The 24,069-nt window shown below is 54.9% G+C and carries 22 protein-coding genes and 1 riboswitch; of the genes, 14 read left to right on the top strand and 8 right to left on the bottom strand.

The window, feature by feature from the left end; genetic code table 11:
• Window positions 1–4: 4 nt before the first annotated feature.
• The gene (speE, locus tag FPZ49_RS06945; RefSeq protein WP_144844894.1) at window positions 5–832 is read right to left on the bottom strand and encodes a polyamine aminopropyltransferase; all 828 of its coding nucleotides are present in this window, start codon (window positions 830–832) and stop codon (window positions 5–7) included.
• A gap of 278 nt (window positions 833–1,110) precedes the next feature.
• On the opposite strand from speE, the gene FPZ49_RS06940 reads away from it, so the two are divergent.
• On the top strand, window positions 1,111–3,177 hold the full coding sequence (locus FPZ49_RS06940) for a transglycosylase domain-containing protein (protein ID WP_144844892.1): 2,067 nt from the start codon (window positions 1,111–1,113) through the stop codon (window positions 3,175–3,177).
• Between the two features lie 230 nt (window positions 3,178–3,407).
• Here FPZ49_RS06940 and FPZ49_RS06935 read toward each other — a convergent pair whose 3' ends face one another.
• Window positions 3,408–3,947, bottom strand: coding sequence for a YwhD family protein (locus FPZ49_RS06935; protein WP_261381297.1), 540 nt, complete (start codon window positions 3,945–3,947; stop codon window positions 3,408–3,410).
• A gap of 180 nt (window positions 3,948–4,127) precedes the next feature.
• Here FPZ49_RS06935 and FPZ49_RS06930 point away from each other — a divergent pair, with 180 nt between their 5' ends.
• From FPZ49_RS06930 to FPZ49_RS06920, 3 genes are all read left to right on the top strand, one after another.
• Entirely contained in the window at window positions 4,128–6,368 is a 2,241-nt protein-coding gene (locus FPZ49_RS06930) for a M1 family metallopeptidase (RefSeq protein WP_144844890.1), read from the top strand.
• Between the two features lie 9 nt (window positions 6,369–6,377).
• Window positions 6,378–7,190 (top strand): hypothetical protein, encoded by an 813-nt coding sequence (locus FPZ49_RS06925; protein WP_186445657.1) that lies wholly within the window; start codon window positions 6,378–6,380, stop codon window positions 7,188–7,190.
• Between the two features lie 278 nt (window positions 7,191–7,468).
• Window positions 7,469–7,605: riboswitch (cyclic di-AMP (ydaO/yuaA leader) on the top strand.
• Between the two features lie 44 nt (window positions 7,606–7,649).
• Window positions 7,650–8,084, top strand: coding sequence for a C40 family peptidase (locus FPZ49_RS06920; protein WP_391563809.1), 435 nt, complete (start codon window positions 7,650–7,652; stop codon window positions 8,082–8,084).
• A gap of 122 nt (window positions 8,085–8,206) precedes the next feature.
• Here the strand turns inward: FPZ49_RS06920 and FPZ49_RS06915 are convergent, their stop codons facing one another.
• Window positions 8,207–8,422: a hypothetical protein gene (locus tag FPZ49_RS06915; protein ID WP_144844886.1), complete on the bottom strand. Its 216-nt coding sequence runs from the start codon at window positions 8,420–8,422 to the stop codon at window positions 8,207–8,209.
• 177 nt (window positions 8,423–8,599) lie between these two features.
• Between FPZ49_RS06915 and FPZ49_RS06910 the strand changes: the two genes are divergently transcribed.
• From FPZ49_RS06910 to FPZ49_RS06895, 4 genes are all read left to right on the top strand, one after another.
• The gene (locus tag FPZ49_RS06910; RefSeq protein WP_144844884.1) at window positions 8,600–10,987 is read left to right on the top strand and encodes a helix-turn-helix domain-containing protein; all 2,388 of its coding nucleotides are present in this window, start codon (window positions 8,600–8,602) and stop codon (window positions 10,985–10,987) included.
• A gap of 235 nt (window positions 10,988–11,222) precedes the next feature.
• Window positions 11,223–12,887, top strand: a complete 1,665-nt coding sequence (locus FPZ49_RS06905; RefSeq protein ID WP_144844882.1) for an extracellular solute-binding protein — start codon at window positions 11,223–11,225, stop codon at window positions 12,885–12,887.
• Window positions 12,888–12,976: 89 nt separating this feature from the next.
• Window positions 12,977–13,921 carry an ABC transporter permease gene (locus FPZ49_RS06900; RefSeq protein WP_144844961.1) on the top strand — a complete coding sequence of 315 codons (945 nt, stop codon included), beginning with the start codon at window positions 12,977–12,979 and terminating at the stop codon, window positions 13,919–13,921.
• A gap of 16 nt (window positions 13,922–13,937) precedes the next feature.
• Window positions 13,938–14,819, top strand: coding sequence for a carbohydrate ABC transporter permease (locus FPZ49_RS06895; protein ID WP_144844880.1), 882 nt, complete (start codon window positions 13,938–13,940; stop codon window positions 14,817–14,819).
• A gap of 70 nt (window positions 14,820–14,889) precedes the next feature.
• Here the strand turns inward: FPZ49_RS06895 and FPZ49_RS06890 are convergent, their stop codons facing one another.
• A complete protein-coding gene (locus FPZ49_RS06890; protein WP_144844878.1) occupies window positions 14,890–15,183 on the bottom strand; it encodes a YciI family protein in 294 nt (97 codons plus the stop codon).
• A gap of 13 nt (window positions 15,184–15,196) precedes the next feature.
• Window positions 15,197–15,655, bottom strand: coding sequence for an SRPBCC family protein (locus FPZ49_RS06885; RefSeq protein ID WP_144844876.1), 459 nt, complete (start codon window positions 15,653–15,655; stop codon window positions 15,197–15,199).
• Between the two features lie 132 nt (window positions 15,656–15,787).
• Between FPZ49_RS06885 and FPZ49_RS06880 the strand changes: the two genes are divergently transcribed.
• Entirely contained in the window at window positions 15,788–16,606 is an 819-nt protein-coding gene (locus FPZ49_RS06880; RefSeq protein ID WP_144844874.1) for a helix-turn-helix domain-containing protein, read from the top strand.
• A gap of 52 nt (window positions 16,607–16,658) precedes the next feature.
• Here the strand turns inward: FPZ49_RS06880 and FPZ49_RS06875 are convergent, their stop codons facing one another.
• Window positions 16,659–17,495, bottom strand: a complete 837-nt coding sequence (locus FPZ49_RS06875) for a sulfurtransferase (protein WP_144844872.1) — start codon at window positions 17,493–17,495, stop codon at window positions 16,659–16,661.
• A gap of 128 nt (window positions 17,496–17,623) precedes the next feature.
• Between FPZ49_RS06875 and FPZ49_RS06870 the strand changes: the two genes are divergently transcribed.
• The 3 genes from FPZ49_RS06870 to FPZ49_RS06865 are packed head-to-tail and all read left to right on the top strand — an operon-like array spanning window position 17,624 to window position 18,637.
• Window positions 17,624–18,115, top strand: coding sequence for a GNAT family N-acetyltransferase (locus FPZ49_RS06870; protein ID WP_144844870.1), 492 nt, complete (start codon window positions 17,624–17,626; stop codon window positions 18,113–18,115).
• 4 nt (window positions 18,116–18,119) lie between these two features.
• On the top strand, window positions 18,120–18,242 hold the full coding sequence (locus FPZ49_RS36675; protein ID WP_261381296.1) for a hypothetical protein: 123 nt from the start codon (window positions 18,120–18,122) through the stop codon (window positions 18,240–18,242).
• A complete protein-coding gene (locus FPZ49_RS06865) occupies window positions 18,236–18,637 on the top strand; it encodes a hypothetical protein (RefSeq protein WP_144844868.1) in 402 nt (133 codons plus the stop codon). The genes FPZ49_RS36675 and FPZ49_RS06865 overlap by 7 nt, the downstream gene beginning before the upstream one ends.
• On the opposite strand, the gene FPZ49_RS06860 is transcribed toward FPZ49_RS06865, so the two are convergent.
• Window positions 18,630–18,929 (bottom strand): 4a-hydroxytetrahydrobiopterin dehydratase, encoded by a 300-nt coding sequence (locus tag FPZ49_RS06860; RefSeq protein ID WP_144844865.1) that lies wholly within the window; start codon window positions 18,927–18,929, stop codon window positions 18,630–18,632. The genes FPZ49_RS06865 and FPZ49_RS06860 overlap by 8 nt on opposite strands.
• 27 nt (window positions 18,930–18,956) lie before the next feature.
• Window positions 18,957–19,250: a hypothetical protein gene (locus FPZ49_RS06855; protein ID WP_144844863.1), complete on the bottom strand. Its 294-nt coding sequence runs from the start codon at window positions 19,248–19,250 to the stop codon at window positions 18,957–18,959.
• A 214-nt stretch (window positions 19,251–19,464) separates the two neighbouring features.
• Between FPZ49_RS06855 and FPZ49_RS06850 the strand changes: the two genes are divergently transcribed.
• Both FPZ49_RS06850 and FPZ49_RS06845 read left to right on the top strand, forming a co-directional pair.
• Complete coding sequence (locus FPZ49_RS06850; RefSeq protein ID WP_144844861.1) at window positions 19,465–21,072, top strand: SWIM zinc finger family protein; 1,608 nt, start codon at window positions 19,465–19,467, stop codon at window positions 21,070–21,072.
• Entirely contained in the window at window positions 21,060–24,008 is a 2,949-nt protein-coding gene (locus FPZ49_RS06845) for a DEAD/DEAH box helicase (protein ID WP_144844859.1), read from the top strand. The genes FPZ49_RS06850 and FPZ49_RS06845 overlap by 13 nt, the downstream gene beginning before the upstream one ends.
• The last annotated feature ends 61 nt before the right edge of the window (window positions 24,009–24,069 follow it).

Here is a 24,069-nt window from a genome sequence, read left to right as displayed (position 1 = left end):
AACCTTACTTCGTCAAATCCTCAACGAACTTCGGCAGCGCGAAAGCTGCTTTGTGCAGTCGAGGCGTGTAGTATTTGGTGCTCATCTCCGGGATCGATGTTTCGTCCACTTGCAGCGGATCGTGCTTTTTGCTGCCCATGGTGAAGGTCCACAGCCCGCTTGGATACGTTGGGATGTTCGCGCAGTATACGCGTACGATTGGGAAAATCTCTTTTACGTCACGGTTAACGGTTTGGATCAAATCCGCCTTGAACCAAGGGTTGTCCGTTTGGGCTACGAAAATGCCGTCTTCTTTCAATGCATCAAAAATGCCCTTGTAGAAGCCTTGGGTAAACAGGTTTACCGCAGGACCTACCGGCTCGGTCGAATCGACCATGATGACGTCGTATGTATTTTTATGCTCGTGGATATGCATGTAGCCGTCATTCACAATGACTTCCACGCGCGCATTCTCCAGCTCACCAGCGATTTCTGGAAGGTACTTTTTCGAATACTCGATGACCTTGCCGTCGATTTCGACCAGCACCGCCTTCTCTACCTTCGGATGCTTCAGCACTTCGCGGATCACCCCGCCGTCGCCGCCGCCCACTACGAGCACATGCTTCGGATTCGGATGCGTATTCAGCGCCGGGTGCGCTACCATTTCATGATACACAAACTCGTCTTTAACGGTGGTCATGACCATGCCGTCCAGCACAAGCATGCGGCCCCACTCGGCCGTATCGATCATTGCCAGGTCTTGAAAATCGGTCTTTTCCGTGACCAGTGTTTCTTTAATTTTTGCCGTAATCCCGAAATTATCGGTCTGTTTCTCCGTATACCACAATTCCATAATTACAATCACCCTTCTCTCACAGCATATATAGTCGATATCTCGAGGATATCGGGACTTACGGACACGTTACTGCAGCTCAACCCTTCATGCGCCTTGCGCGTCAAATTGTATTATAGAGTATCTCCCTAAAAATGCAAAGTCAGGTCGCTGCGGAACGGAGCGAATTCAAAAAAATTTAACGTTTCACGAACCTGTATGAATAGGGGTTTCTAACTTTTTCCATACTGGAAATTAGGGACTTTTTCTATTCTGAAGCATAAAGGGGCTGATCACGCATGTCCGACAAGCGAACCAAGCCAGCGGATTCAAGCGGACCGATCCGGAACGGCTGGGCCCGCCGACTGAAGCAATGGCTCTCATTTTCTTTTACCCTGTTGATCCTGGGCTGCGCCGCGCTGATTGTCACGCTGCTATTCATGCGCTCGCAAACGCTTCCCGTATCGAAAATGACGATGGCCTCCGAAATGTACGACGTGCACAGCACGCTGATCGAGGCTTACGGCAACGCCAAAAACCGCCAGCAGGTGACGCTCCAGGAAATCTCGCCGAATCTGATCAAGGCTACACTAGCGGTCGAGGACCGAAGGTTCTATGAGCATTATGGCTTTGATCCCGAGGGCATCGCCCGGGCTGCCTGGGTCAATCTCCAGCATATGTCCAAGGTGCAGGGAGCCGGGACGATTACGCAGCAGCTCGCCCGCAACCTCTACCTCTCGCATGAACGGACCTGGACGCGCAAGATTAAGGAAACGTACTACGCCGTCGAGATGGAGCTGCAGCTGAGCAAGGATCAGATTCTGGAGCAATATTTGAACCAAATTTATTACGGCCATTCCACCTACGGCATTCAAGCAGCGGCACAGCTGTTTCTCGGGAAAAACGCCAAGGATTTAACGCTTGCCGAGAGCGCCCTGCTGGCCGGCATTCCGAAGGGGCCGCGGTACTACTCACCGTACTATGATATGCAAGCTGCGTTGGACCGGCAAAAAACAGTGCTGCAAACGATGGTCGACGCAGGATATATTACACCGAAAGAAGCTGCTGACGCTGGACGCGAGCAGGTGAAGATTCTTCCTCTGGAAAGCAAGGAGAAGCCGGTTACGGCGCCGTATTTTCGCGATTATATCCGCAATCAGGTGACAGAGCTGCTCGGCATCGACGAGGATCAGTTCGAGGACATGGGACTGCGGATTTATACGACGCTGGATTTGAAGGCGCAAAAAAATGCCGAGGACGTGGTGAAGGAGCAGCTGGACAAATATCCGGAGCTGCAGACGGCGCTGGTGGCGGTCGATCCACGTACCGGATATGTCAAAGCGATGGTAGGCGGGCGAAGCTACGCGGACAACCAGTTCAACCGCGCCTTGTCCAGCTCCCGGCAGCCGGGTTCTTCGTTCAAGCCGATCGTTTATTTGACCGCTCTGAAGGAGAAGCAGTTCACTCCGGTAACCCGCTTCAAGAGCGAGCCGACGACGTTTACGTACGATCAAGGCCGCCAGACGTATACGCCGGGCAACTTCGGCAACACCTACTTCGACTGGATCGATCTGCGGACGGCGATTGCGAAGTCGGATAATATTTTTGCCGTGCATACGGTGCTGGAGGTGGGGCCGGACCGCGTCATCGAGATGGCCCGAAAAATGGGTATTACGAGCCCGATGAAGCCCCTCCCTTCGCTCGCGCTGGGGACCTTCCCAGTGAGCCCGTTCGAGATGGCGTCGGCCTTCGGCATTCTCGCCAATCAAGGCGTCCGGGTCGAGCCGACGTCGATCGTCCGGATTGAGGACCGGCGTGGCCAGCTGCTCTATGAGGCCAAGCCGAAGCAGGAGACGGTCATCGAGCCGAGCTACACGTACGTGCTGACGCAGCTGATGGAGGGCGTCTTCGATTTGGGCGGTACGGGCAGCCGGGTATCGGAGACGCTCAAGCGGCCGGTCGCCGGAAAAACCGGGACGACCAACACGGACGCGTGGCTCGTCGGCTTCACGCCGGAGCTGTCCACCGCGGTGTGGGTCGGCTACGACAAGGACCGCAACCTCGGCACCATTGAGTCCCGCGTGGCGGCGCCGATCTGGGCCGATTTTACGGAGCGGACGCTGGACTCGGTGCCGCCGAAGCTGTTCGAAATGCCGGACGGCGTCGTGAACGTGTACATCGACCCGGCCACGGGCAAGCTCGCCAATGAAAGCTGCTCCGCGAATTCGCGGATGGAAGCGTTCATTGCCGGGACGGAGCCGACGGAGTACTGCACGCAGCAGCCGGCGAAGGCCGATCCGAAGCCGGGCCAGGATAAGCCGAACGGCACTTGGTGGCAAGACTTGAAGCGTTGGTGGAGCAGCTAGTATAGTCGCATATATAGTAGAAGCCGTATGAATACGAACACAGCACACCTTGGCGGCGAAAGCGGCTGGAGCTGCTGTGTTTGTGTTTTTAGAGGGGTGCTGGGCGCAACACAAAGAGACAGACCACAGGGTCTGCCTCTTTGCTGTCCTAGTATATGGTGTATATACTGGCATTAGTATACATGGTAATTGCAGGCCATTCAATGAGTTTCACATAATAGACAAAAATATTACGCCAGCGCTTCCTTAAGCGTGTCGCTGGAGCGCTCCCACATCGTCGGATCGGTGTCGATCAGCAGCTGCTTCAGCAAGGCCTTCTGGGCCGGGCCCAAATTGTCCACCATAATGCGCCGCTTGAGCGCGTAATCCATCCGGTTCACATGGTCGGCAAGAATTTTCCAGCCCTTCTTCGCCTCCGGATCGACCAGCATCTCGCACGAGGTAACGCCAGCGTAGTATTTGCCTTCCTCCGTGAAATCGACGGCTACCCAAACGATCCAGCAAGGCCGCCCGTTAGGCACTTCCGCTTTATCGGTCGTGAATTTGATACCCTTCTCCGGCTTGCTCTTCGCATGCAGCGCGCCCATATCCAGGTACGCTTCCTCCGCGCCGTCAATAATGACGCTGGACATTTGGCTTAAATCGATCGTCCCTTGTCCGAAGCCGCGATGCTTCGTTTCTTTGTTGCTGATAATATTAAGCGAAGGTAGCTTCTTACCCTTGTCCTCCGCGCCTGGAGCCCCGTTTGCATTGATATCCTTCATGCTCATCCTGCACCACCCTATCGATTTTCAGGCCGTTTCTTCTTATTGTAGCTTCTGCAAAGCAGGTCCGCAAGCTTCACGGCGGCCGTCCCAGCAGCCCATCGGCTTTTTTTCAGCAGCTAGAAATAATCCTCGTCCCACAAACATATACATGCTGTAGATGCTTGTCAACGGGGTGAAAATGGAATGAAAAAGAGACTCACCAACCGAACCGCACAATGGGCCCAATGGGGCACCGTGATGATGCTCGCCTGCGGCATCACGATGCTGACAGGCACCCTGCTGCCTGCCGGCCTACCACCCGTACAACCCGTCATCCCTACCGGCAGCTGGATGCTGCCTGCCGATTCTGCCGCCGCCTACCCTAGCGTGATGTCCGCCGATCAGCCGGTCCATCCGCTGGAGCTCAAGCCGGTGCAATCCGCCACAGGCCGCGCTGTAATCGAAGCCCCTGGATGGCCGCCTTCCAAGGGACAAGCGGACGGCTCGTCTACGGGCATCTTCCTGCCCGCCGGCGAAGCAAAGACAGCCTCCGCCGCACTCCGCCTGACGGAGCCTATGGCTCCTCCTCCCGCTCCGCCGAGCCTGCCCGTGAAGCCGGTGGAAAAGCCGGCCCCGAAGCCGCTCAGTGACCGGATCTTGGAATACCATATGAACGTCGTGCTCGATGCGACCGGCAAGCTCATTCAAGGCACCTCGTCCGTCAGCTGGCGCAACCCTGGAAGCGTGCCGGTAAAGGAGCTGTACTTCCATCTGTATCCCAACGCCTTCGAGTCCAAGAAAACGACGTTCATGAAAGAATCCGGGGGCAAGCTGCGGAACGACGCCAGCAAAGACGGCAATCACGGCAGCATGACCATCAGCTCCATCCGTACGATGGATGGCGAAGAGATGGAGCTCCTGGATCGCATGGAATATGTGCAGCCGGATGACGGAAACAAGGACGATAAAACGCTAGTCAGGGTGCCGCTGCCCAGGGCGGTTCTCCCCGGAGAGCAAGTGACGGTCAATACGACCTTCTCGGTGCAATTGCCTCAAATATTCGCGCGAATGGGCTATGCCGGAGATTTCGTGATGGCCGGCCAATGGTTCCCGAAGCTGGCCGCCTATGAGACCAAAGGCACCCGCGGACGAACCGACGACGGCTGGAATCTGCACCAATACCATGGGAATTCCGAGTTTTATGCGGACTTCGGGATTTTTGACGTCAAGCTGAAGGTTCCTTCCGCCTACACCGTGGCCGCCACCGGCTTTCCAACCAAACCGGTTGCCGACGATGGAAAAACTCGCACCTACACGTTTTACGCCGATGATGTGCACGATTTTGCCTGGGCCGCCTCCCCTCACTTCATCTACTACGAGGAGCCCTATGCCACCAAAAATTTGCCCGGCGTCCGCATCAAGCTGTATCTCGATCCGAAGCATGAGGCGCTTAAGGCCCGCTACATGACCGCCGCCAAAAAAGCGCTCGCCCGCTATTCCGAATGGTATGGCAGCTACCCGTACTCTACCCTGTCGATCGTCGTGCCGCCGGAAGATGGCAACGGGGCGGGCGGCATGGAATACCCGACGCTGGTTACGGCCTGGGGAGCCGGAGAGAAAAATCCGGATCTGGAGCTGGAACGGGTCGTCGTGCACGAGATCGGCCATCAGTTCTTTTACGGCATGGTCGCGAGCAACGAATTCGAGGAGGCTTGGCTGGACGAAGGCTTCACCTCGTATGCGGAAGATAAGCTGATGGAGAATGAATACGGCGTGAAGCCGAATCTGCTGGTCGAGTCCAGCTACATCACTTCCCCTGCCGCGCTGAAGCAAAATGCGTGGAGCTACACGGGACACGATCAATACGCCGAGAACGTGTACACCCGTGCCAAGCTGGTGCTCAAGGCGATGGAACGGCAGGTCGGTCCGGACACGATGGGCAAAATCATGCGCACCTACTTCCAGCGCTGGAAGTTCAGGCATCCGACGACAGCCGATTTTCAAAAAACAGTGGAGGATGTTACGAAGACGAGCTGGAAGGACTTTTTCGATCAATACGTCTACAACGGTCAAATGGTCGATTACGAGGTATCCGGTATCCAGGTGCGCAAAATTACCGACGACAACGGGCAAACCGTGTACGAAAACAAGGTACAAATCCGCAAGCTCGGCGGGACGTATGCGAGCGTGCCGATCCGGTTCCATTTTGCCGACGGGACGCAGATCGATAAAACGTGGGACGGCACGGACAGCGAGGTCATCATGAACGTCAACTACACAGCGCCGCTGGATTGGGTGGCTATCGATCCGCAGCACTCCATTGTACTCGAGAACAAGCGAATTAACGGCTTTATGAAAACCAATGTCGACCCGCAGCTGTCGGCGCGCTGGAATATGAGTGTGGTTAAAATTCTGGAGACCTTGTTCGGCTGGGTCGCATGGTGAGGTGTGAACATGTGGAATTGGATGAAAAAAGGCTGGAGCATCGCTTGGCAGCAGCCGTTCGCCGTCTTCGTACTCTTTTTTTACAACTTCGCCTGGGGGGTCGTGCTCTATAAGCTGATCCAGTCGATCGTCGTCCCCCTGCTGCACCGCTATCCGGGCAAGGAGCTGACGCGGGAAGCCGTGCAGCTGTTCTGGGTGGAAGGTCAATTTCAACTAATCAAAACCGATCTCATCATGCCCTATCTCTGGTGGGGGCTGGGGCTGCTCGGGCTGCGGATGCTGCTGAACCCGATGCTGAACGCCGGAGTGTACTATTCGCTGCACCACCAGGAGCTGAATGCCGGCTACCGGTTCGTCGAAGGCATCCGCAAGCTGACGCTCCCCTTCTTAGGCCTTTATATACTGCAGATGCTTTGCTCCTTGGCACCGCTATACTGGCTCATTCCGCATACGCTGCGCGAGTACGCCACGCAATCTTCCTATATGTCGCTGGGCAAAGCGCTTCTCCCCTTCCTAGGCGGGTACATGATCTATCTATTTGTGGTGCAGCTCTTCTTCCTCTTCCTGCAAATCGGGAAAGTCGATCGCCGCTCCTCCCTCTTCACGGTGCTGTTCGTCCTGCGGCATCTGCTCATCATCATGCTAACCGCCCTCGGAGTGCTGCTGATTACATTCGCGGCCTCCGCCGTGGTCATGATCTCCGCATACATCTGGGCCGGCTTCGCCGCTCTGATCGGCTTCCAATTGTATCGCTTTATGGATATGTTCCTAAAACTGTGGGCGATCGGCACCCAATATGCGCTCTGGTCGGAAAAGGCGTAGCATGAAGCCAGGCCGGTAGCTCCCCAAAAATGAACCCTCCAATTCGCAGGCACGCTGCGGGTTGAAGGGTTTTTTTCGCTTTGTTCCGACAAGGGGATATGACAAATTCTGGATGATGCTTTCCGCCACAAATCGGCCTGACTTTTATGCAAACGCTAACAACCCTTTCCCCGCGCGATCCACTGTATTCCGTGCTCTCTACTTTGGTTTATTACAATTGTGTTACAAAAGAAGGAAAACGTCGCTATTACTCGAATATATGTAACCAGCAACAAAATAAGAAAATTTTGCCGAATTTCCGTTCGCGGAAAACGGGGGACCACAATTTGGGTGAATTGATCTCGCTTCACAGTGATCATAGGGAACCTTCAACCGAACCCTCCAGCTAACCTCGTAGGCACCGGAAGGGGAACGTTTGTTTTGAAAAAGCTTGTTGTTGGTTTTGCACTCTCTTTGACCATGTTTTGCAGCATTTCGGTCGGCAGCGCTTTTGCCGAAACCCCACTAAGCGCAGCGGTTAACGATGGTTTGGGCTCGCCGTACAAGTACGCCGGCACCACGACCAGAGGCTTCGATTGCTCCGGCTTCACTTCCTGGGTATTTGCCAAATTCGGCATCGATCTGCCGCACACGTCCAAAGGCCAATCAAAGCTTGGCGATTGGGTGGACAAAGATCAACTTCGTCCCGGCGACCTGGTGTTCTTCAATACCGATGGTTCAGGGGTATCACACGTTGGCGTATTCGTAGGCGATGGTAAGTTTTATCACTCGGCTACAAACCAGGGCGTCACAGTATCCAACCTGAGCGACTCCTACTACGTCAAGCGTTACGTTACAGCCCGCCGTGTCCTCTCGGAAGATCAATATACGCAGCTGATGACCGACGCCAAGTAATACCGGCCAACTGACGGAGTATGTTCCTGAAAGATTGAAAGCCCTCAGCGTTTGCTCAGCGCAGCGTTCGTTCTAACGAACGCTTCCGCGCCGGACAAGCCTGAGGGCTTTCTGTTATACAATTAGCCCGTCTGCTGCCGAGAATTATCCGGTTCCACGGACTTTGGGTGATAGGGTATGATTTGCAGTTGCTTGAAGCAATGACTCATCTGCTTGAGGACCGCCTCCGCTTTGAGTAAATCCATCGGTTGCCCTAAGGTCTTTCCTTTATAGCTAAGAATGTACAGCACATTCCATCCCTCCGCTTCAATCAGCAGTTTATCGATGATCCGCATCATATGACGGATTTAACCTATAATACACTATTCGTGAATGGAACATTTTTTCGGTGTACTCTGCTTGCAAGAAAAGGTAAAATAGAGAATGCAGGGAAACGACTGGGAAATTTCTTACCTATCGTGTAAGCGTTTGCCACAATCCCGCTCCGGTTATTCGCTGTCAAGGAGGAGATCCGATTGATTTTACGCAAAATGGTTATCAACCGACGTAGCATCGTATTGACATGGCTCTTTTCCTACATGGCCATCCTTCTTCTTCCTGTGTGCATCAGCATTATCGTATACATGGTCTCCAGCAAGACGCTCGAAAGCGAAATCCATCAAGCGAACAATTCGCTCTTGAAGCAGGTTCGAGAAATTATGGATAACTACTTCCAGTCTATGGAGCGCCTTAATATCGAGATGACGTGGAATGTGCGGATGCAAGAGCTGCTCACGTCCAATAAATACGTTTCCTTTCCCAACGACTACAAGTATGACCTTTACCGCGTCACGCAGGATATGAAGCTGTATAAATCTGCTTATTCCATGGTAGATCTGTTCTATACGTATAAGGCAGACAGTGACATAGTCATTCTTCCCGGCACGACCCGCGACGCCAAGTTCGCTTATGACACGCTGCATGCCAGCCCGGCGTTCTCTTATGCCACTTGGAGCGAGATTTTGAACCGTAAGCGGTTTAGAGGCTTTCTGCCGATGGTTCGGATCGACGAGACTGGCGCGCTTGTGAAAACAGCCGCTTACATCAGCACCTTTGAGACTGATAAAGAAACGCCCATGGCTACCAACGTCATTATGATCGATCAAGCCCGCATCTTGGGGGCGATTCAGAATGTGGAGCTGTTTAATCAGGGGCATGTGATGATCTTAAACCGGGACAATCAAGTGCTGATCTCCAATTCGAACGACCCTTTCCCCTCGGACATTCCTTATGATCAGATAGGGAGCGGCTCGAACTCCTTCTACTACACCAAGGACGGGGAAAAGTACGAGGTGCAGTTGATTCGTTCGGAACGCTCAGAATTTAAATATGTTTCCATAATCCCCAGCAGCCTATACTGGCAAAAAGCGGAGCACGTGCGCAATCTGACATTCCTGAGTATCCTGACCAGCCTGCTTGGGGGCAGCCTTCTGACCTACTTCTTTCTGCGTAAAAATTACAATCCGGTCCGCCGTCTGGTGGAAGCCTTCGCCAGCAAGGCCAACATGAGCTATGGAGAGGGACATAACGAATTTTCGTTTATCGAGCAGGCGATCGGCAGCACCTTGAATGAGATGGATAAAATGATGGGCCAAATGAAAAGCCAACAGCATGTGCTCCGATCCAACTTTATCGCCCGTCTGATGAAGGGCCGCATTGATACCAAAATCCCGATCGACGAGTCGCTGGCGGCCTTCAATATGAAGCTGGCTTCGGACGCGTTTGCCGTCATCCTGCTGCATGTGGAAAATAGCGCCCCGTTCTATGAACGGTTAGGTGATATGGAGACCGACGACAAGCTGAAGCTGCTGCAGTTTATCGTGAGCAATGTAGCGGAGGAGCTGGCTGCCCAGCTTCACCGCGGCTACGTGACGGAAGTGGATCAATCGTTGGCGTGCCTGATTAATTTTAGCCCAACGGATGACTCAGAGGCCCATATGCAGGATTTATTGCGCATCGCCAAGGAAGCTCAGATGTTCCTCAATACACACTATCATATTCATCTGACGGTATCGATCAGCTCGATTCAAACCGGTATTCATGGCATCTCCAAGGCGTATGCGGAAGCAGTTGATGCGATGGAATACAAGCTCGTAATGGGCACGAAGGAAATTCTCGCCTACGAGGAGCTGTACCAAGCCGGCACGGATGAAACGGAAACCGCCTACTACTACCCGCTTCAGGTCGAGCAGCAGCTGATCAACTATGTGAAGGTCGGGGATTTTGAGCGTTCGAAGGAGACGCTGGACGATATTATTCAACGGAACTTGAACCGTCCGGCCGTTTCTGTAGCGATCGCCCGCTGTCTAATGCTGGATTTGGTCAGTACGATGATGAAGACGGTCAGCGAAATCGGCGATGGGCAAGACAGCTTCTTGTTCCAGAACCCGAAGCGCATCGAGCGGCTGACCTCCTGCGAAACGATACAAGATATGCAGGCCCAAATGACCGACCTGCTTCAGAAGGTATGCGAGTATACCACGACCAAACGACAGCAATCGATGCAGCAGTCCCGCATGACGGCTCTGAGCGACTTGGCGGAACGAGTGACCGGGTTCATCCATGAACAGTATAATGATCCGAATCTGAATATTTCGATGATCGGAAATTATTTTGACATGAAGCCGACGTATTTATCCAAGCTGTTTAAGGATCAAACCGGAGAAGGGCTGCTCGATTCCATTAACAAAATTCGGATCGAACGAGCCAAGCATTTGATCGCCGACAGCAAGAAGAACATTACGGATGTGGCCGGCTGCGTGGGCTTCAATGATGTGAATGCGTTTATCCGCACGTTTAAAAAATACGAGGGCATTACCCCCGGCAAGTTCAAGGAACTGAAGGACGCCATGGTTCAGGTGTAATCCCCGCTTGCAAAGGAAAAAGCTGCAGAAATGCGGCTTTTTCTTTGGTTTCATCCCCCTTTTTTGGACGTTTTGCCGATGGCATTGGATGTTTTGAATACGTTTATTATCTTTTTAAATAGGCGTTTGTATAAATTACCTATAGCTCTTTTTGTAAGCGCTTTATAAAATAAGAATATGAGATTCGCATCTCACAGAGATCCGGATGATCCGGAAACAGAGGAGGTCTTCTTAAATGAAGAAACAAAGAAAGCAGTTGGTCACCGCTTTGGTGGTAACAACAATGATGAGCACTTTCGCAGTTGCTTGTTCTTCCGGCACGCCGTCATCCGCTCCATCCTCCGACAACAAGAGCTCGCAGCCTTCAACATCGCCAGCAGCCGGCGCAGCTACAACTTATCCGATGAAGTCGGACAAAACCGTGACGTATTGGGCAGAGCTGACGGGCAACGTCGTCGGAGTCAAATCCGATTATAAGGATGTTCCGTTCTATCAAGAATGGTCCAAGAAAACCGGCGTTCCGATCAAGTACATCACCGTGCCGAACGGCCAGCTCAAGGAGCAGCTCAACGTAATGCTTGCTTCCGGAGACTTGCCGGACATGATGGAATACAACTGGACTAATGCATTCCCGGGCGGGCCGGAGAAAGCGATTAAGGACGGCTACATTCTGAAGCTAAATGACGTGATCGACAAATACGCGCCGAACCTGAAAAAATATTTGAAGGACCACCCGGATGTGGACAAGATGGTCAAGACCGACAACGGCAGCTATTATGTATTCCCATTCGTGCGCGGCGACGACAGCTTGAAGGTCTTCCACGGTCCGATTATCCGCAAGGACTGGCTGGATGAGCTCGGTCTTCCAGTTCCGACGACCATCGATGAATGGCATACCACGCTGAAGGCCTTCAAGGAGAAGAAGGGCGCAGCGGCTCCGATCTCCTTTGTTTCCACACCGCGTCCGCTTAATGATATGTCCACCGGCGATTTTGTCGGCGCATTCGGCGTAACCAAGGACTTCTATCTCGATAACGGCCAAGTGAAGTTCGGACCGATGGAGAAAGGCTACAAAGACTTCCTTGCGACCATGCGCCAGTGGTACACAGAAGGGCTTCTCGACAAAAATATCGCGACCACAGATGGCAAAGCGCTGGATGCCAACTTGAGCAGCGGCGCTACGGGAGCTACTGTGGGCAACGCAGGCGGCGGTATCGGAAAATGGCAGCCGCTCCTTTCGGCGAAAGACCCGAAAGCGCAGCTGATCGGTGCTCCGTATCCGGTGCTGAAAAAAGGAGATACGCCGCAATTTGGCCAAAAGGACTTCGCATACGGAATTAACGGCAACACGAACGGTGCCGTCGCGATCTCGGCGAAATCGAAAAATATAGAGCTTGCCGTGAAGCTGCTTGATTACGGCTATAGCGAAGAAGGCGGCATGTTCTTCAACTTCGGTACGGAAGGCGTTAGCTACAAAATGGATAACGGCTATCCGAGATATACCGATCTCATGATGAAAAACCCGGATAAGCTGGCTCCTGCACAAGCGTTGTCTCAATACGTTCGCGCAACATACAGCGGACCGTTCGTCCAAGACAAGCGCTATATCGAGCAGTATCTCGCCCTCCCGTCCCAGCGTGATGCCGTATCGACCTGGCAGAAGACGGACATTGCCAAGCACCAGATGCCGCCGGTTACGCCGACTCCGGATGAAAGCTCCGAAATGGCAAAAATCATGACCGATGTGAACACACTTGTCGATGAAATGACGCTCAAAATTATTCTTGGCAGCGAGCCGATTGATAACTTCGACCAAAACGTTGCCAAAATGAAGTCGCTCAAAATCGACCGTGCGCTTGAAATCGAAAAAGCGGCGCTTGACCGTTACAATAAACGCTAATAGCTTATGGGGAAGCCGGTCTTCCGGTTTCCCCTTCTATTAATCTATCTCAGCGAAGGGAGGCGTCCATGATGGCTAAAACGATGACCATGGAACCGATCGCAAAGACTCGAGTTAACAATAACACGTTCTCGCGCAGATTCATCCGGGACTTCGCCTTAAACAAATATTTGTACCTAATGATGGTTCCTGTACTTGCTTATTACGCGATCTTCCATTATGCACCCATGTACGGAGCGATCATTGCGTTCAAAGACTACTCGCCTATGAAAGGAGTCTTCGGCAGCGAGTGGGTCGGCTTCACCAATTTCGTTGACTTTTTCAGCAGCTACTACTTCTGGCGCATCCTGAAGAATACAATAGTGATCAGCCTGTATTCCCTGTGCTTTGAATTCCCGGCCCCGATTATTCTGGCCATCTTGATTAACGAAGTTCGCAGCAAGGTATTCAAGCGCTGGGTGCAATCCATCACCTACATGCCTTACTTTATCTCGCTCGTTGTCATCTGCGGTATGATTAAGGATTTTACAAACAACGGCGGGATCATCAACACGCTCCTCACCTATTTAGGCGGAGACGGCACCGCGCTGCTCCAAAGGCCTGAGCTCTTCCGTCCAATCTACATCCTCTCCGAAATATGGCAGAAGGTCGGCTGGGAATCGATCATTTACATTGCGGCTCTGATGAGCATTGATCAAGAGCAGTACGAAGCGGCGCGTATGGACGGCGCAGGCCGGTTTAAGCAAATTCTTTATATTACGCTGCCTGGGATCCTACCGACGATCACGATTATGTTCATCCTGCGAATGGGGAACCTGCTCAATGTCGGCTGGGAGAAAATCATTCTGCTCTACAATTCGTCCATCTATGACACGGCGGACGTCATCTCTTCCTTCGTCTATCGTAAAGGTTTGCTCGAATTCGGCTGGAGCTACAGCTCGGCAGTTGGCTTGTTTAACTCCGTGTTTAACTTGATTCTGCTTATTACAGCGAACTATATCAGCCGCAAGGTGAACGAGAACAGCTTATGGTAAAGGAGGAATGGCGAAGATGAAGAGAGATTTCGGCGCCGCGGATGTCACGTTCGATACCGTTGTCCATGTCATATTATTTTCACTAATGATCATCACCTTATATCCGCTCCTGTATGTTGCCTTTGCCTCCTTCAGTGATGCAGGCCAGCTGATCAGCTATAAGGGCTTGCTTTACAAGCCGCTTGGCTTTAGCATCGAAGCGTACAAGAGCGTATTCGACAACCCCGGCATTCTCGTCGGATACAAGAACACGCTGTTCATCGTCGTATGCGGCGTTTGCGTCAACCTGCTGATGACCTCGCTCGGAGCCTATGTGCTTTCACGAAAAAACGTCATGTGGAATAAAGTGTTCATATTCATCGTTGTCGTGACCATGTTCTTCAGCGGCGGTCTCATTCCGATCTACCTGGTGGTCAAAGGCGTCGGGCTGCTCGACTCGCTCTGGGCGACGATCCTTCCGTTCTCCGTCAATACGTTCAACCTGATCATTATGCGCACCGCTTTCATGTCAGTGCCCGACAGCCTCGAGGAATCGGCCAAGATGGACGGAGCCAATCACTTCGTGATTTTGTTCCGCATCATCATTCCTCTGTCCATGCCGGTCATCGCGGTAATGGTTCTGTATTATGCAGTTGAGAAGTGGAACGGCTGGTTCTACGCCTCGATTTTCATCAAGGACCGGAGTCTGTATCCACTCCAGCTGACACTGCGTGAAATATTGATCGCGAACCAAACGGACAACATGTCCGCAGGCGCGAATAGTGGAGACCGCTTCCAGATCGGCGAAACGATCAAATACGCGACCATCATGGTGGCTACGGTACCGATTCTCGTTGTGTATCCCTTCGTACAAAAGTACTTCGTTAAAGGTGTCATGGTCGGCGCATTGAAGGGCTAAGAGCATGGCCGCTAATATCAAGAGTAAGAGCTCCCCCGTAAGGACTACGGAGGAGCTCTTTTCATTCGGTTTAACGCATAAGCCCGACTCGAAACGGATGGAACTCGGTATGCACGATACCTGACTTCACCAGCGGGTCGTTGGAGTAGAGCTCGTAGGCCTCTGCTTCCGTCGCTGCCTCGTATACAATGATTCCCATGGCACCATCCAAGCAAGCGCCGGCAAATACAATTTTTCCTTCGGCAAAGGTTTGGTTGGCATACGCAAAGTGCTGGCCCATGACGGCTTTTTCCTCATCGGTCATGTTCTGCAGCCAATGGTCGGTTTTCGGTCTTGCGGTGGCTAAAAAACGCAGCTGTTCCAACTGATTCGCTCCTTTACCAGCCGAGGTCCAAGGTCTTCCCAGTCTCCACGTAGGACTTCACATTGCTTAGAATCATCGGCCAGCTTTCCTTAGTATTGGCATAGGAGGGGTGGTTATCCGGCCACTGATCGTTCACCAGCGTGAGCTTGGTACTACCACCGACGGTCTCCAGCGTCATCGTCACTCTCGTTTCCAGCTCCGCGTGGTTCTCACGGTAGGACGGTCCGGGATGCTCCGTGTAGCTCATGAGACGGTTAGGCTCGAAAGCCAGCACCTTCCCATACACATGGACGGTCTCCTCCCCTTCACTGCCAGGTCCGATATAGGCGTACGGTGCGCCAACTTCGAAGGTCGATTGCAGAATACAACCGAAAAAGATCGCTTTGGTTCCTTCCGGTGTCACGAAGACGTTCCAAACATCCTCCGGCTGCGCCCCGATATAAATGACGTATTTTAGCTCTTCCATTGCCATTGATTCTTCCTCCATTCGCTCTCTGAATTGATTGCGTGTGCAGCCTTGGACTGCTATGCTCAAGTATAGAATAACCGAACCGGGAATTATTGTAAAAACGCGACAACAGAGAACACGATGGGAGGCACCGTTATGAAATCAATAGAGCGTGGGACGGACAAAGGCATCCTGCATGCGAAGGCTGGCAAGCAAAAATTTTCATTGCACAAGTATGAGCCCGCGGCTGAGCTGGCTCCTTTGATCGAGCACTACTGGGTAGTACAGTGGGACTTGAAGGGACAGGCGCCCTACCGACAAACCATTCTCTCCTACCCCAATGTGAACATGGCCTTTGAGAAGGATTATAACGGCTGCTTCGCAGGCATTTATGGCGTTCCGAAAACGACCTATACCCGTCATCTGCAGGACGATGGCATGGCTTTAGGCATTAAATTCCGGCCGGGCGGATTCTACCCGTTCTGGAGACAGCCTGTATCCTTGCTGACCGGACGAACAATCCCCGTTAGCGACGTGTTCGGTATGAGCTCCAAGCCGGTGGAGGAGCGCATTCTTACCCAATCGGATGGGGAATCCATGGTGCAGCTCGCCGAACACTTCCTGCTGCAGCAGCTTCCGGAGCCGGACGAGCAGGTCGCACTGATCGGCGGAATGATGCATGAGGCGGCCCAAAACCGGGACATCCTCCAGGTCGAAGACATGGTGCACCTCTTCGGCATTAGCAAGCGTACGCTGCAGCGTCTTTTCAGCCGCTACGTTGGCGTCAGCCCCAAGTGGGTTATTCAGCGGTACCGGCTTCAAGAAGCGGCCGAGTTGATTGAAAGAAGCGACAACGTTGATTGGACGGTGCTATCGCAAGAGCTGGGGTATTATGATCAGGCTCATTTTATAAAGGATTTCAAGGCTGTGATCGGTCGGTCGCCCGAGGCGTATGCTCGGGGGTTGGGGGGGTAACCAATAAAAAAGGACTGCAACAGCTACTAAAGCCGTCACAGCCCTCACAATTCTACTCCCGCCCCGTAGCGATCGGGCTATCCGGATAGGAGCACCAGTCGCTCCAGCTGCCGGAATACAGCTTCACGTTCTTCAGCCCCGCTTCGCTCAGCGCGATCACGTTCGGGCAGGCGCTGACGCCGGAGCCGCAGTAGACGATGATCTCCTCGGCGTCTTTCAGCTCCGCAAACCGCTGCTGCTGCGCCTCAGGCGACTTCCAGCTGCCGTCGTCCGTGATGCTGTCCTTCCAGAAGCGCTGCTTTGCCCCCGGGATATGGCCCGCCACCGGATCGATCGGCTCTTCGAGCCCCAAGTAGCGGCGCTCCTCGCGCGAATCGATCAGCACGGTACCAGGACGCCCGATGCGCTCCTTTACCTCTTCGACGTTCACGACCATCTCGCTCCGTACATGCGGAGTGAAGGTAGCCGGATGCGCCATCGGAGGCTCTTCCGTGACCGGGTACCCCGCTTGCTTCCACTTAGAGTAGCCGCCGTCGAGCACGTACACCTTCTCATGGCCAAGGAACGTCAGCAGCCACCAGAACCGCGACGCGTACATGCCTCCTTGATCATCATAAGCTACGATGACCGACTGATTATGGATACCCGCTTGCCCCAGCTTGGCGGCGAGTTCGTCTATATTCGGCAGCGGATGGCGGCCCCCATGCCGCTGCTTTGCTCCAGAAAGATCCTGATCCAGATCGAAAAAGTGTGCGCCCGGGATATGGTCAGCTTCATAGCTCTCCCGTCCTGCCGCCGGGTTCGTCAGCAAAAAGCGGCAGTCCACTATGACGACATCATCATCGGTACCGTGTTCAAATAGCCATTCTTGACTTAGAATATGCAACAACACCAATCACTTCCTTCGATGGGATGAATTGCGGTATAGTTTTAAGTATACAATGATCCCTGACGAAGCGAAAGGCGAAGGACCGGACTTGTCCAAAATTTGATCACATTAGGAGGTCATCCGCTGCCATGCGTTCTTCCCCTGCTTCAACCTACCGCTTGATCCCCATGACTGAGGCGCACGGCTGTGAAATTTGTACCTGGGAGTACCCTGAACCGTACAGCATTTACAGCTGGCGTCCTTGGGAACACATGCTGGCGCAGCAGGAGGAATTTGCCGATCCGGACATCCGCAGCGCACAGTACCGTGCGGTGGTCGATGACGAAGGCAGGCTGTGCGGGTTTGCACAGCTGTTCCCCATCGTCGGCGTGACCCGACTGGGCTTTGGCCTGCGGCCGGAGCTGTGCGGCGCCGGTGGAGGCGCACAGTTCGTTAGAGCCATTGTCGACGAAGCGCTGAGGGTGAACCCGGACAACGAGATCGACCTCGAGGTGCTGACCTGGAACGAGCGGGCGATTCGTGCCTACCTTCGGGCCGGCTTCGAGATCACCGACACGTACGAGCGCATGACGCCCACCGGAAAGGGCGAATTTCACTGCATGGTTTGGAAGGGGGCTTAAAATAATGAGTCACAGTCACAGCCGCGTATTAAGCCTAATCGCCGAGCGGTTCCATCGGCACGGCATTCATCGGGGGGTGGGCAGCTCATCACAGAAGCCCACGCCGAACAAGCTCGGGATTTGCTGATAGACATCGGAATCGATATCGAGTACGCGCCGAAGGAGCCCTTTTGCACGAAGCATTTTTACCACATGGAAATTGAAGGCGTCGAGGTCGATCTGCTTGGACTGTTCGGTATCCGTCATGCGGACGGGATTTACCGGCTCGATTTCCGGCAGGAGGATATAGCCGGCACCACGTGGGCAGATGGCCAAGCCGTTCCACTCAGCACGCTCGAGGACTGGTTCGTCCTGTACCTGCTCATTCCCGGCAAACAAGAAAAAGCCGACCTCATCGAACGCTATTGGCTCACCCAAGGCGGGCCCGTTCGGAGAGATCGGCTGGCAGCAGCTCTTCAGGAGCAGCTCCCCTATGAGGTTCAGCAGCGTATTGACACCGCTTTCGTTCGGTTATTTAATTAAGCAGCTCGTCGTACCGGCCGGCGCTTTCCATATCCAGCCCGGTGATCCCGCCGGCACTCCACGAGGTTAACCGCAGCGTGACCAGTCGAAAATCGATGGCGATCATCGGATGATGGTTCAGCTCCTCAGCGATCGACGCCACCTTGTTCACAAACGCCATGCTGTCTGGGAAGGACGGAAACCGGTATTTTTTCACGATCCACTTGCCGTCCTCCCGTGACCAGCCCGTAAGCTGTCCCAGCTGACTTGTCAGCTCTTCCTCGGTTAGCAGCCGTATTTTCTCGCGATCCATCGCCCACGCTCCCCTTCCAGCCCAGGATCAAACCAGATGAATCACCTGCGTCAAGCCGTCACCATGATTGATCCGAATCAAATGCCGCTTCGCATCGTGCGTAATCGTACACTCCCCAATGGTCATGGGCGACTCGGTGCCGAGCCCGTAGAACAAATCATCCGCGAGCGTCTTGATGCACTCCTTCTGCTCCGCGTCGTCCAGACCGGACCAGTCTTCCTCCGACATCTCCAAAAAATCATGACATCCTTCCACACTCAGCAAAGCATCGGTAAAATCCGTAATAATATCGCTGTACTCCCTGCCGAACTTGATTCCCATCGCTTCCGTCCCCTCCCGCTGCAACACGGCCAAGCCGCCAATTGTTGGAATCTGGTAGACCCTTTTGCCTCATTGTACTCGGAATATGAACCACTCGCAACCATGGACAACCAACAAAAAAACATCCTTGTCCATCCTGCGAAATTACGCATTTACATGTAAAATCTGGTACACTATAAGGATAGACAAAAATTGCGGAGGGCAAAACATACCCATGCTGAAGCTGCAGATTCCGAAAAACCGAATGAACGAATTGATCGGCCATCTGCGCGACGATTTTAATTTGGCGCGGCTCGAGCGCGGCTGGGAGTACTATCACAAGGGCCGCGTGACCGATATGGAGCTGAAGCATGGCGTTGAGGTGCATGCGCTCGTTCGCGGCGGGACCAAGGCCTTCGAGGTCATTATCGATCTGGACGATTTCAGCAAAAGCGAATGCAGCTGCTCGGACGGGAAACGCTGCCAGCATATGGTGGCGGTAGTGTTTAAGCTGTATACGTCATTCGCGCGGCCGGAGCTGCTGCTGCAGCAACTGCGGCAGGCTATTATGGTGAAAAATCGCCAGCAGCAAGCCAAGCAATCGGGCACACGAACCGCCGCCGAGAAGCGGACGGAGCGGCTCGAGCCTCCTTCCCAGGGGGATACGCCGGGGGTGTGGCAGAAATTTTTTGACCAGCAGTTTTACGGCTTTTCGCTGTCGCAGCAGTCTTCCATTGAAATGTTCCACAGCGCGGTTAAGGAAAAGCTAACTCCCTACGGGGAGGGCTGGGCATCGCCACTGCGCGAGCTGTACTCGCTCCATCTGCTGCTGTTCATCATGCGAAAGATCGAGCAGTTTTATCAGGACACGAAATCGTCGTATTTGTCCTACTATATCGAGAGCGGCTGCAAAACCGTTGGGCGGCAGTGCTATGACGAGCTGATGAAGCTGGTCCCCCTGCTCGATGCCGATAAGCTTACACAGGAATATCCCGAGTATTGGAAAGAGACGCTGGCGATGATCGCGGACACCGCCCTGTCGGGCAAAGAGTCTCCGCTGTCTTGGCCGACGGTGTATCGCAGTGTCTGGTGGCAGATGAACGATCAGCCCGCGTGGCTGACGGAGGAGCGCAGCCGGGTGCTGCGCCTGCTCGAGACGCCGGACCTCATGCCAAGGCGCAAGGATGCGCTTGTGATGGCGGCAGCGCATTTCTCCGTCATCGCCGGCGACGACGAGGGCGCACGGCAGCAGATGGAGCGTCTGACAAAGCGGGAGGCCAAGGATTTCTTCCTGTACCTGCACCGCTGCTACGAGGAAAATGCTTGGGACCGCATGCTCGCTTGGCTTCGCTGGCTGCTGCCGGCGGTGCAGCGGGCTCAGCAGGAGGAGCTTCGGCAATTTTGCCAGTATTGGATGGAAGCAGTTCAGCGTCAGGAAGAGGACGCGGAATGGGCGAATGTGATGGTGGCGCTGCTGCCGCGGACGTACCCTTTTTACACGGCTTACTTGATGAAGGCGGGCCGCTACAAGGCGTGGATTGATCTGCAGCTGTCCAACCGCGTCTCGCCGCTGAATTTATATTCGCAGGATTTGCAAGCGGTGGAAAAGCATGACCCGACCCTGGTGCTGCCGTTATACCATCAGGCCGTTGAGCGGACCATCGCCGAGAAAAACCGCAACGCCTACAAATCAGCTACCCGATTCTTGAAAAAGCTGGAGTCACTCTACAAGCGGCTGAACCGGCAGCATGCCTGGGAGGATTACATTTACCGGCTGGCCATGAAATATGCGCGCCTGCGCGCGCTGCAGGAAGAGCTGAAGAAAGGGAAATGGATTCCATGACGACGACCGACACGAGTCTGACCACCGTGCACGTGCGCTGGGCCCCGCAAGGCGGCCTCTTCCTTTGGGGTACGCGCTATAACGGCGGCATCAGCGATGCGTACGATCTGCGGGACTGGCTCTTTGCGTGGCATGAGCCATCGTTCTACGGCACGTTCATCGAGACAGTGGAAGCGATGAACGTGGAGGGCCTGCTGCTCCCGGCTCTGGAGGCGCTGGATTACTTCGCCGCCCCGGCCGCCGTGCAGCATGCGCGGCTCGATTTCAGCCGCGAGCTAAAGGAGCTGACGTCGCTCGCGCCGCAGGTGAAGGAAGCGCTCACGCAGGGCCGCTTCATGCCGGACTTCGTCAAGTGGAAGGCCGGGGAGCTCGGCTGGAAGCTGCAGCTGCAAGGGCCGGCCGCCAGTTGGGCGGCCTCACCCGTGGCCGCGCAGTGGCTGGACGCGCTCATTCCGGCCTGGACCCACGCCGACGGCGTCATGCGGCAGAGCCTCGCGCAGCTCGAGCGCTCGTTTCCGCTGCTGCAGCGGGGCGGCGCCGCGGCTGCGGAGCTTTGGATGGACGAGGAGGACTGGCTCGTCTCCATCGGCTGGCAGTCGGACGGGACCCCGTTCCGCACGTGCCTGAAGCTGGAGGAGCCGCTGATCGCGGGCGGCTCCTGGCCTTTGCGCGTCGTCCTGCAGGACCGCGGCGACAAGGATTTGCTGCGCGAGCTGCAGCCATCGGCGGTGAGCGCCTGGAGCGAGGGCGGCGACGACGCCGGCGCGGACGAGCATGGCGCCGTGCAGGCAGGCGCCGAGGCGCTGCCCGAGCCGTGGCAGGCGCACCTCGGCCGCGCCGCCCGCGATGCCGCGAAGTGGCGGCGCATGCTGCCGTGGCTCGCCGAGGGCGAGCGTGAGCTGAAGGATGAGCTCACCGAGAGCGAGGCGTGGGAGCTGCTCACCAAGGGCAGCCTGCGCCTGATGGAGGCGGGCTACTCCGTCTTCCTGCCCGCCTGGTGGGAGCGCATCCGCAAGTGGCGGCCGCGCCTCAAGGCGAAGGTCAAATCATCCGTGGGCACAGGACCGCAGTCGATGTTCGGGCTCAGCGAGCTGATGCAGTTCGACTGGAAGATCGCCCTGGGCGATATCGAGCTGACCGAAGATGAATTCAAACAGCTGCTGGAGCAAAACCGGAAGCTCGTGCAGATCCGTGGCCAGTGGGTGCAGCTCGATCCGGTACACCTGGCGCAGCTGCAAACCGTGATGAGCCAGGTGCAAAAGAAACAAGGGCTGTCGTTCCGCGACGTCCTGGAGCTGCACCTGCTCGGCTCCTCCGAGGGTGAAGAGGAGAAAGATTTTTACCGGACGCTGCCGATGGAGGTAGAGCTGGACGATCAGCTGACCGAGCTCGTCGCGCAGCTGAATCACGCCCAGCGGCCGCCGCTCATCGAGCCGCCGGACAGCTTCCGGGGGACGCTGCGGCCGTATCAGGTGGAGGGCATCTCGTGGCTCATTTTCCTGCGGGAATGCGGCTTCGGCGGCTGTCTGGCGGATGACATGGGTCTCGGGAAAACGATCCAGTTCATCACCTACCTGCTCCTGATGCGCGAGAAGCGGCTACAGGAGCCATCCGGTGAGCACGAACAGGCAGCCCCTTCCCTGCTCATCTGCCCGACCTCGGTGCTCGGCAACTGGCAGAAGGAGCTGCAGCGCTTCGCGCCCGATCTGCGCATCTACCTGCACTATGGACCGGCGCGGGCCAAGGGCGAGCGCTTCGCCGCCAGCTGCAGCGGCCATGATCTCGTGCTGACCACGTACACACTGGCCCATCTGGACGAGACAGAGCTCGCCTCCGTGAATTGGGAATCGATCTGCCTCGATGAAGCGCAGAACATCAAGAACGCCTACACGAAGCAGGCGTCCTCCATTCGCAAGCTGGATGGGCGCCACCGGATTGCTTTGACGGGCACACCGATCGAGAATCGGCTGACCGAGCTGTGGTCGATCTTCGATTTTCTCAATCCGAGCTACCTCGGATCCCTGCGCGACTTCACGCAGCGGTTCGTGAACGCCATCGAGCGGACACATGACCAAGAGCTCGTCGCCAAGGTGCAGCGGCTCATTCGGCCGTTTTTGCTGCGCCGGGTGAAGAAGGATCCGTCGATCCAGCTGGATTTGCCGGAAAAATACGAATACAAAACGTACGTCTCCCTGAGCGCCGAGCAGGCGACGCTGTACGAAACCTATATCCGCGACATGTTCGAACGGCTCGATAAGCTATCGACGATGGAACGCCGTGGACTCATTCTGGCGGCGCTGACCAAGCTGAAGCAGCTGTGCAACCATCCGTCCCTTTTGAACAAGGAATCGATCCGTTCGCCTTGGCAGCAGCGCTCCAACAAAGTGGAACGGCTGCTCGAGATGGTGCAGGAGCTGCGGCAGGAAGGCGACCGGTGCTTGATTTTTACCCAGTTCGTCGAGACGGGTCATCTGCTTCAGCGGATTCTGGAGGAAGAGATGGGGGTCAAGGTGCCGTTCCTGCATGGGGGCGTGTCGAAGATGGAGCGCGACCGGATGATCGAGGAATTTCAAGACGAAGCCGCATCCGAGGCGGGACAGAGTCATCCGGGCATTTTTCTCCTCTCGCTCAAAGCGGGCGGCACCGGTCTGAACCTCACGGCGGCGAATCACGTGTTCCATTTCGACCGGTGGTGGAATCCCGCGGTGGAGAACCAGGCGACGGACCGCGCCTTCCGGATCGGCCAAACGCGCCATGTGCAGGTGCACAAGTTCGTAACACTTGGCACGCTGGAGGAGCGCATCGACGAGATGATCGACAAAAAGCTGGGCCTCAGCCAGCAAATTGTCGGCAGCGGGGAGCAGTGGATCACCGAGCTGTCGACGGACGATCTCAGGGACTTGTTTGCTCTGCGATCGGAATGGGTGGAGCGGTAACACACGCACTCGCGTCAAAAACGGCAAACAAAAAAATCGGCTTCTGCTCGCTAGTAGGCGA

The organism is Paenibacillus cremeus (genome assembly GCF_007786445.1).
Lineage (GTDB): Bacteria > Bacillota > Bacilli > Paenibacillales > NBRC-103111 > Paenibacillus_G > Paenibacillus_G cremeus.
Note: the sequence above shows the minus strand (reverse complement) of the source record. Positions and strands in the feature narration are given on the sequence as shown.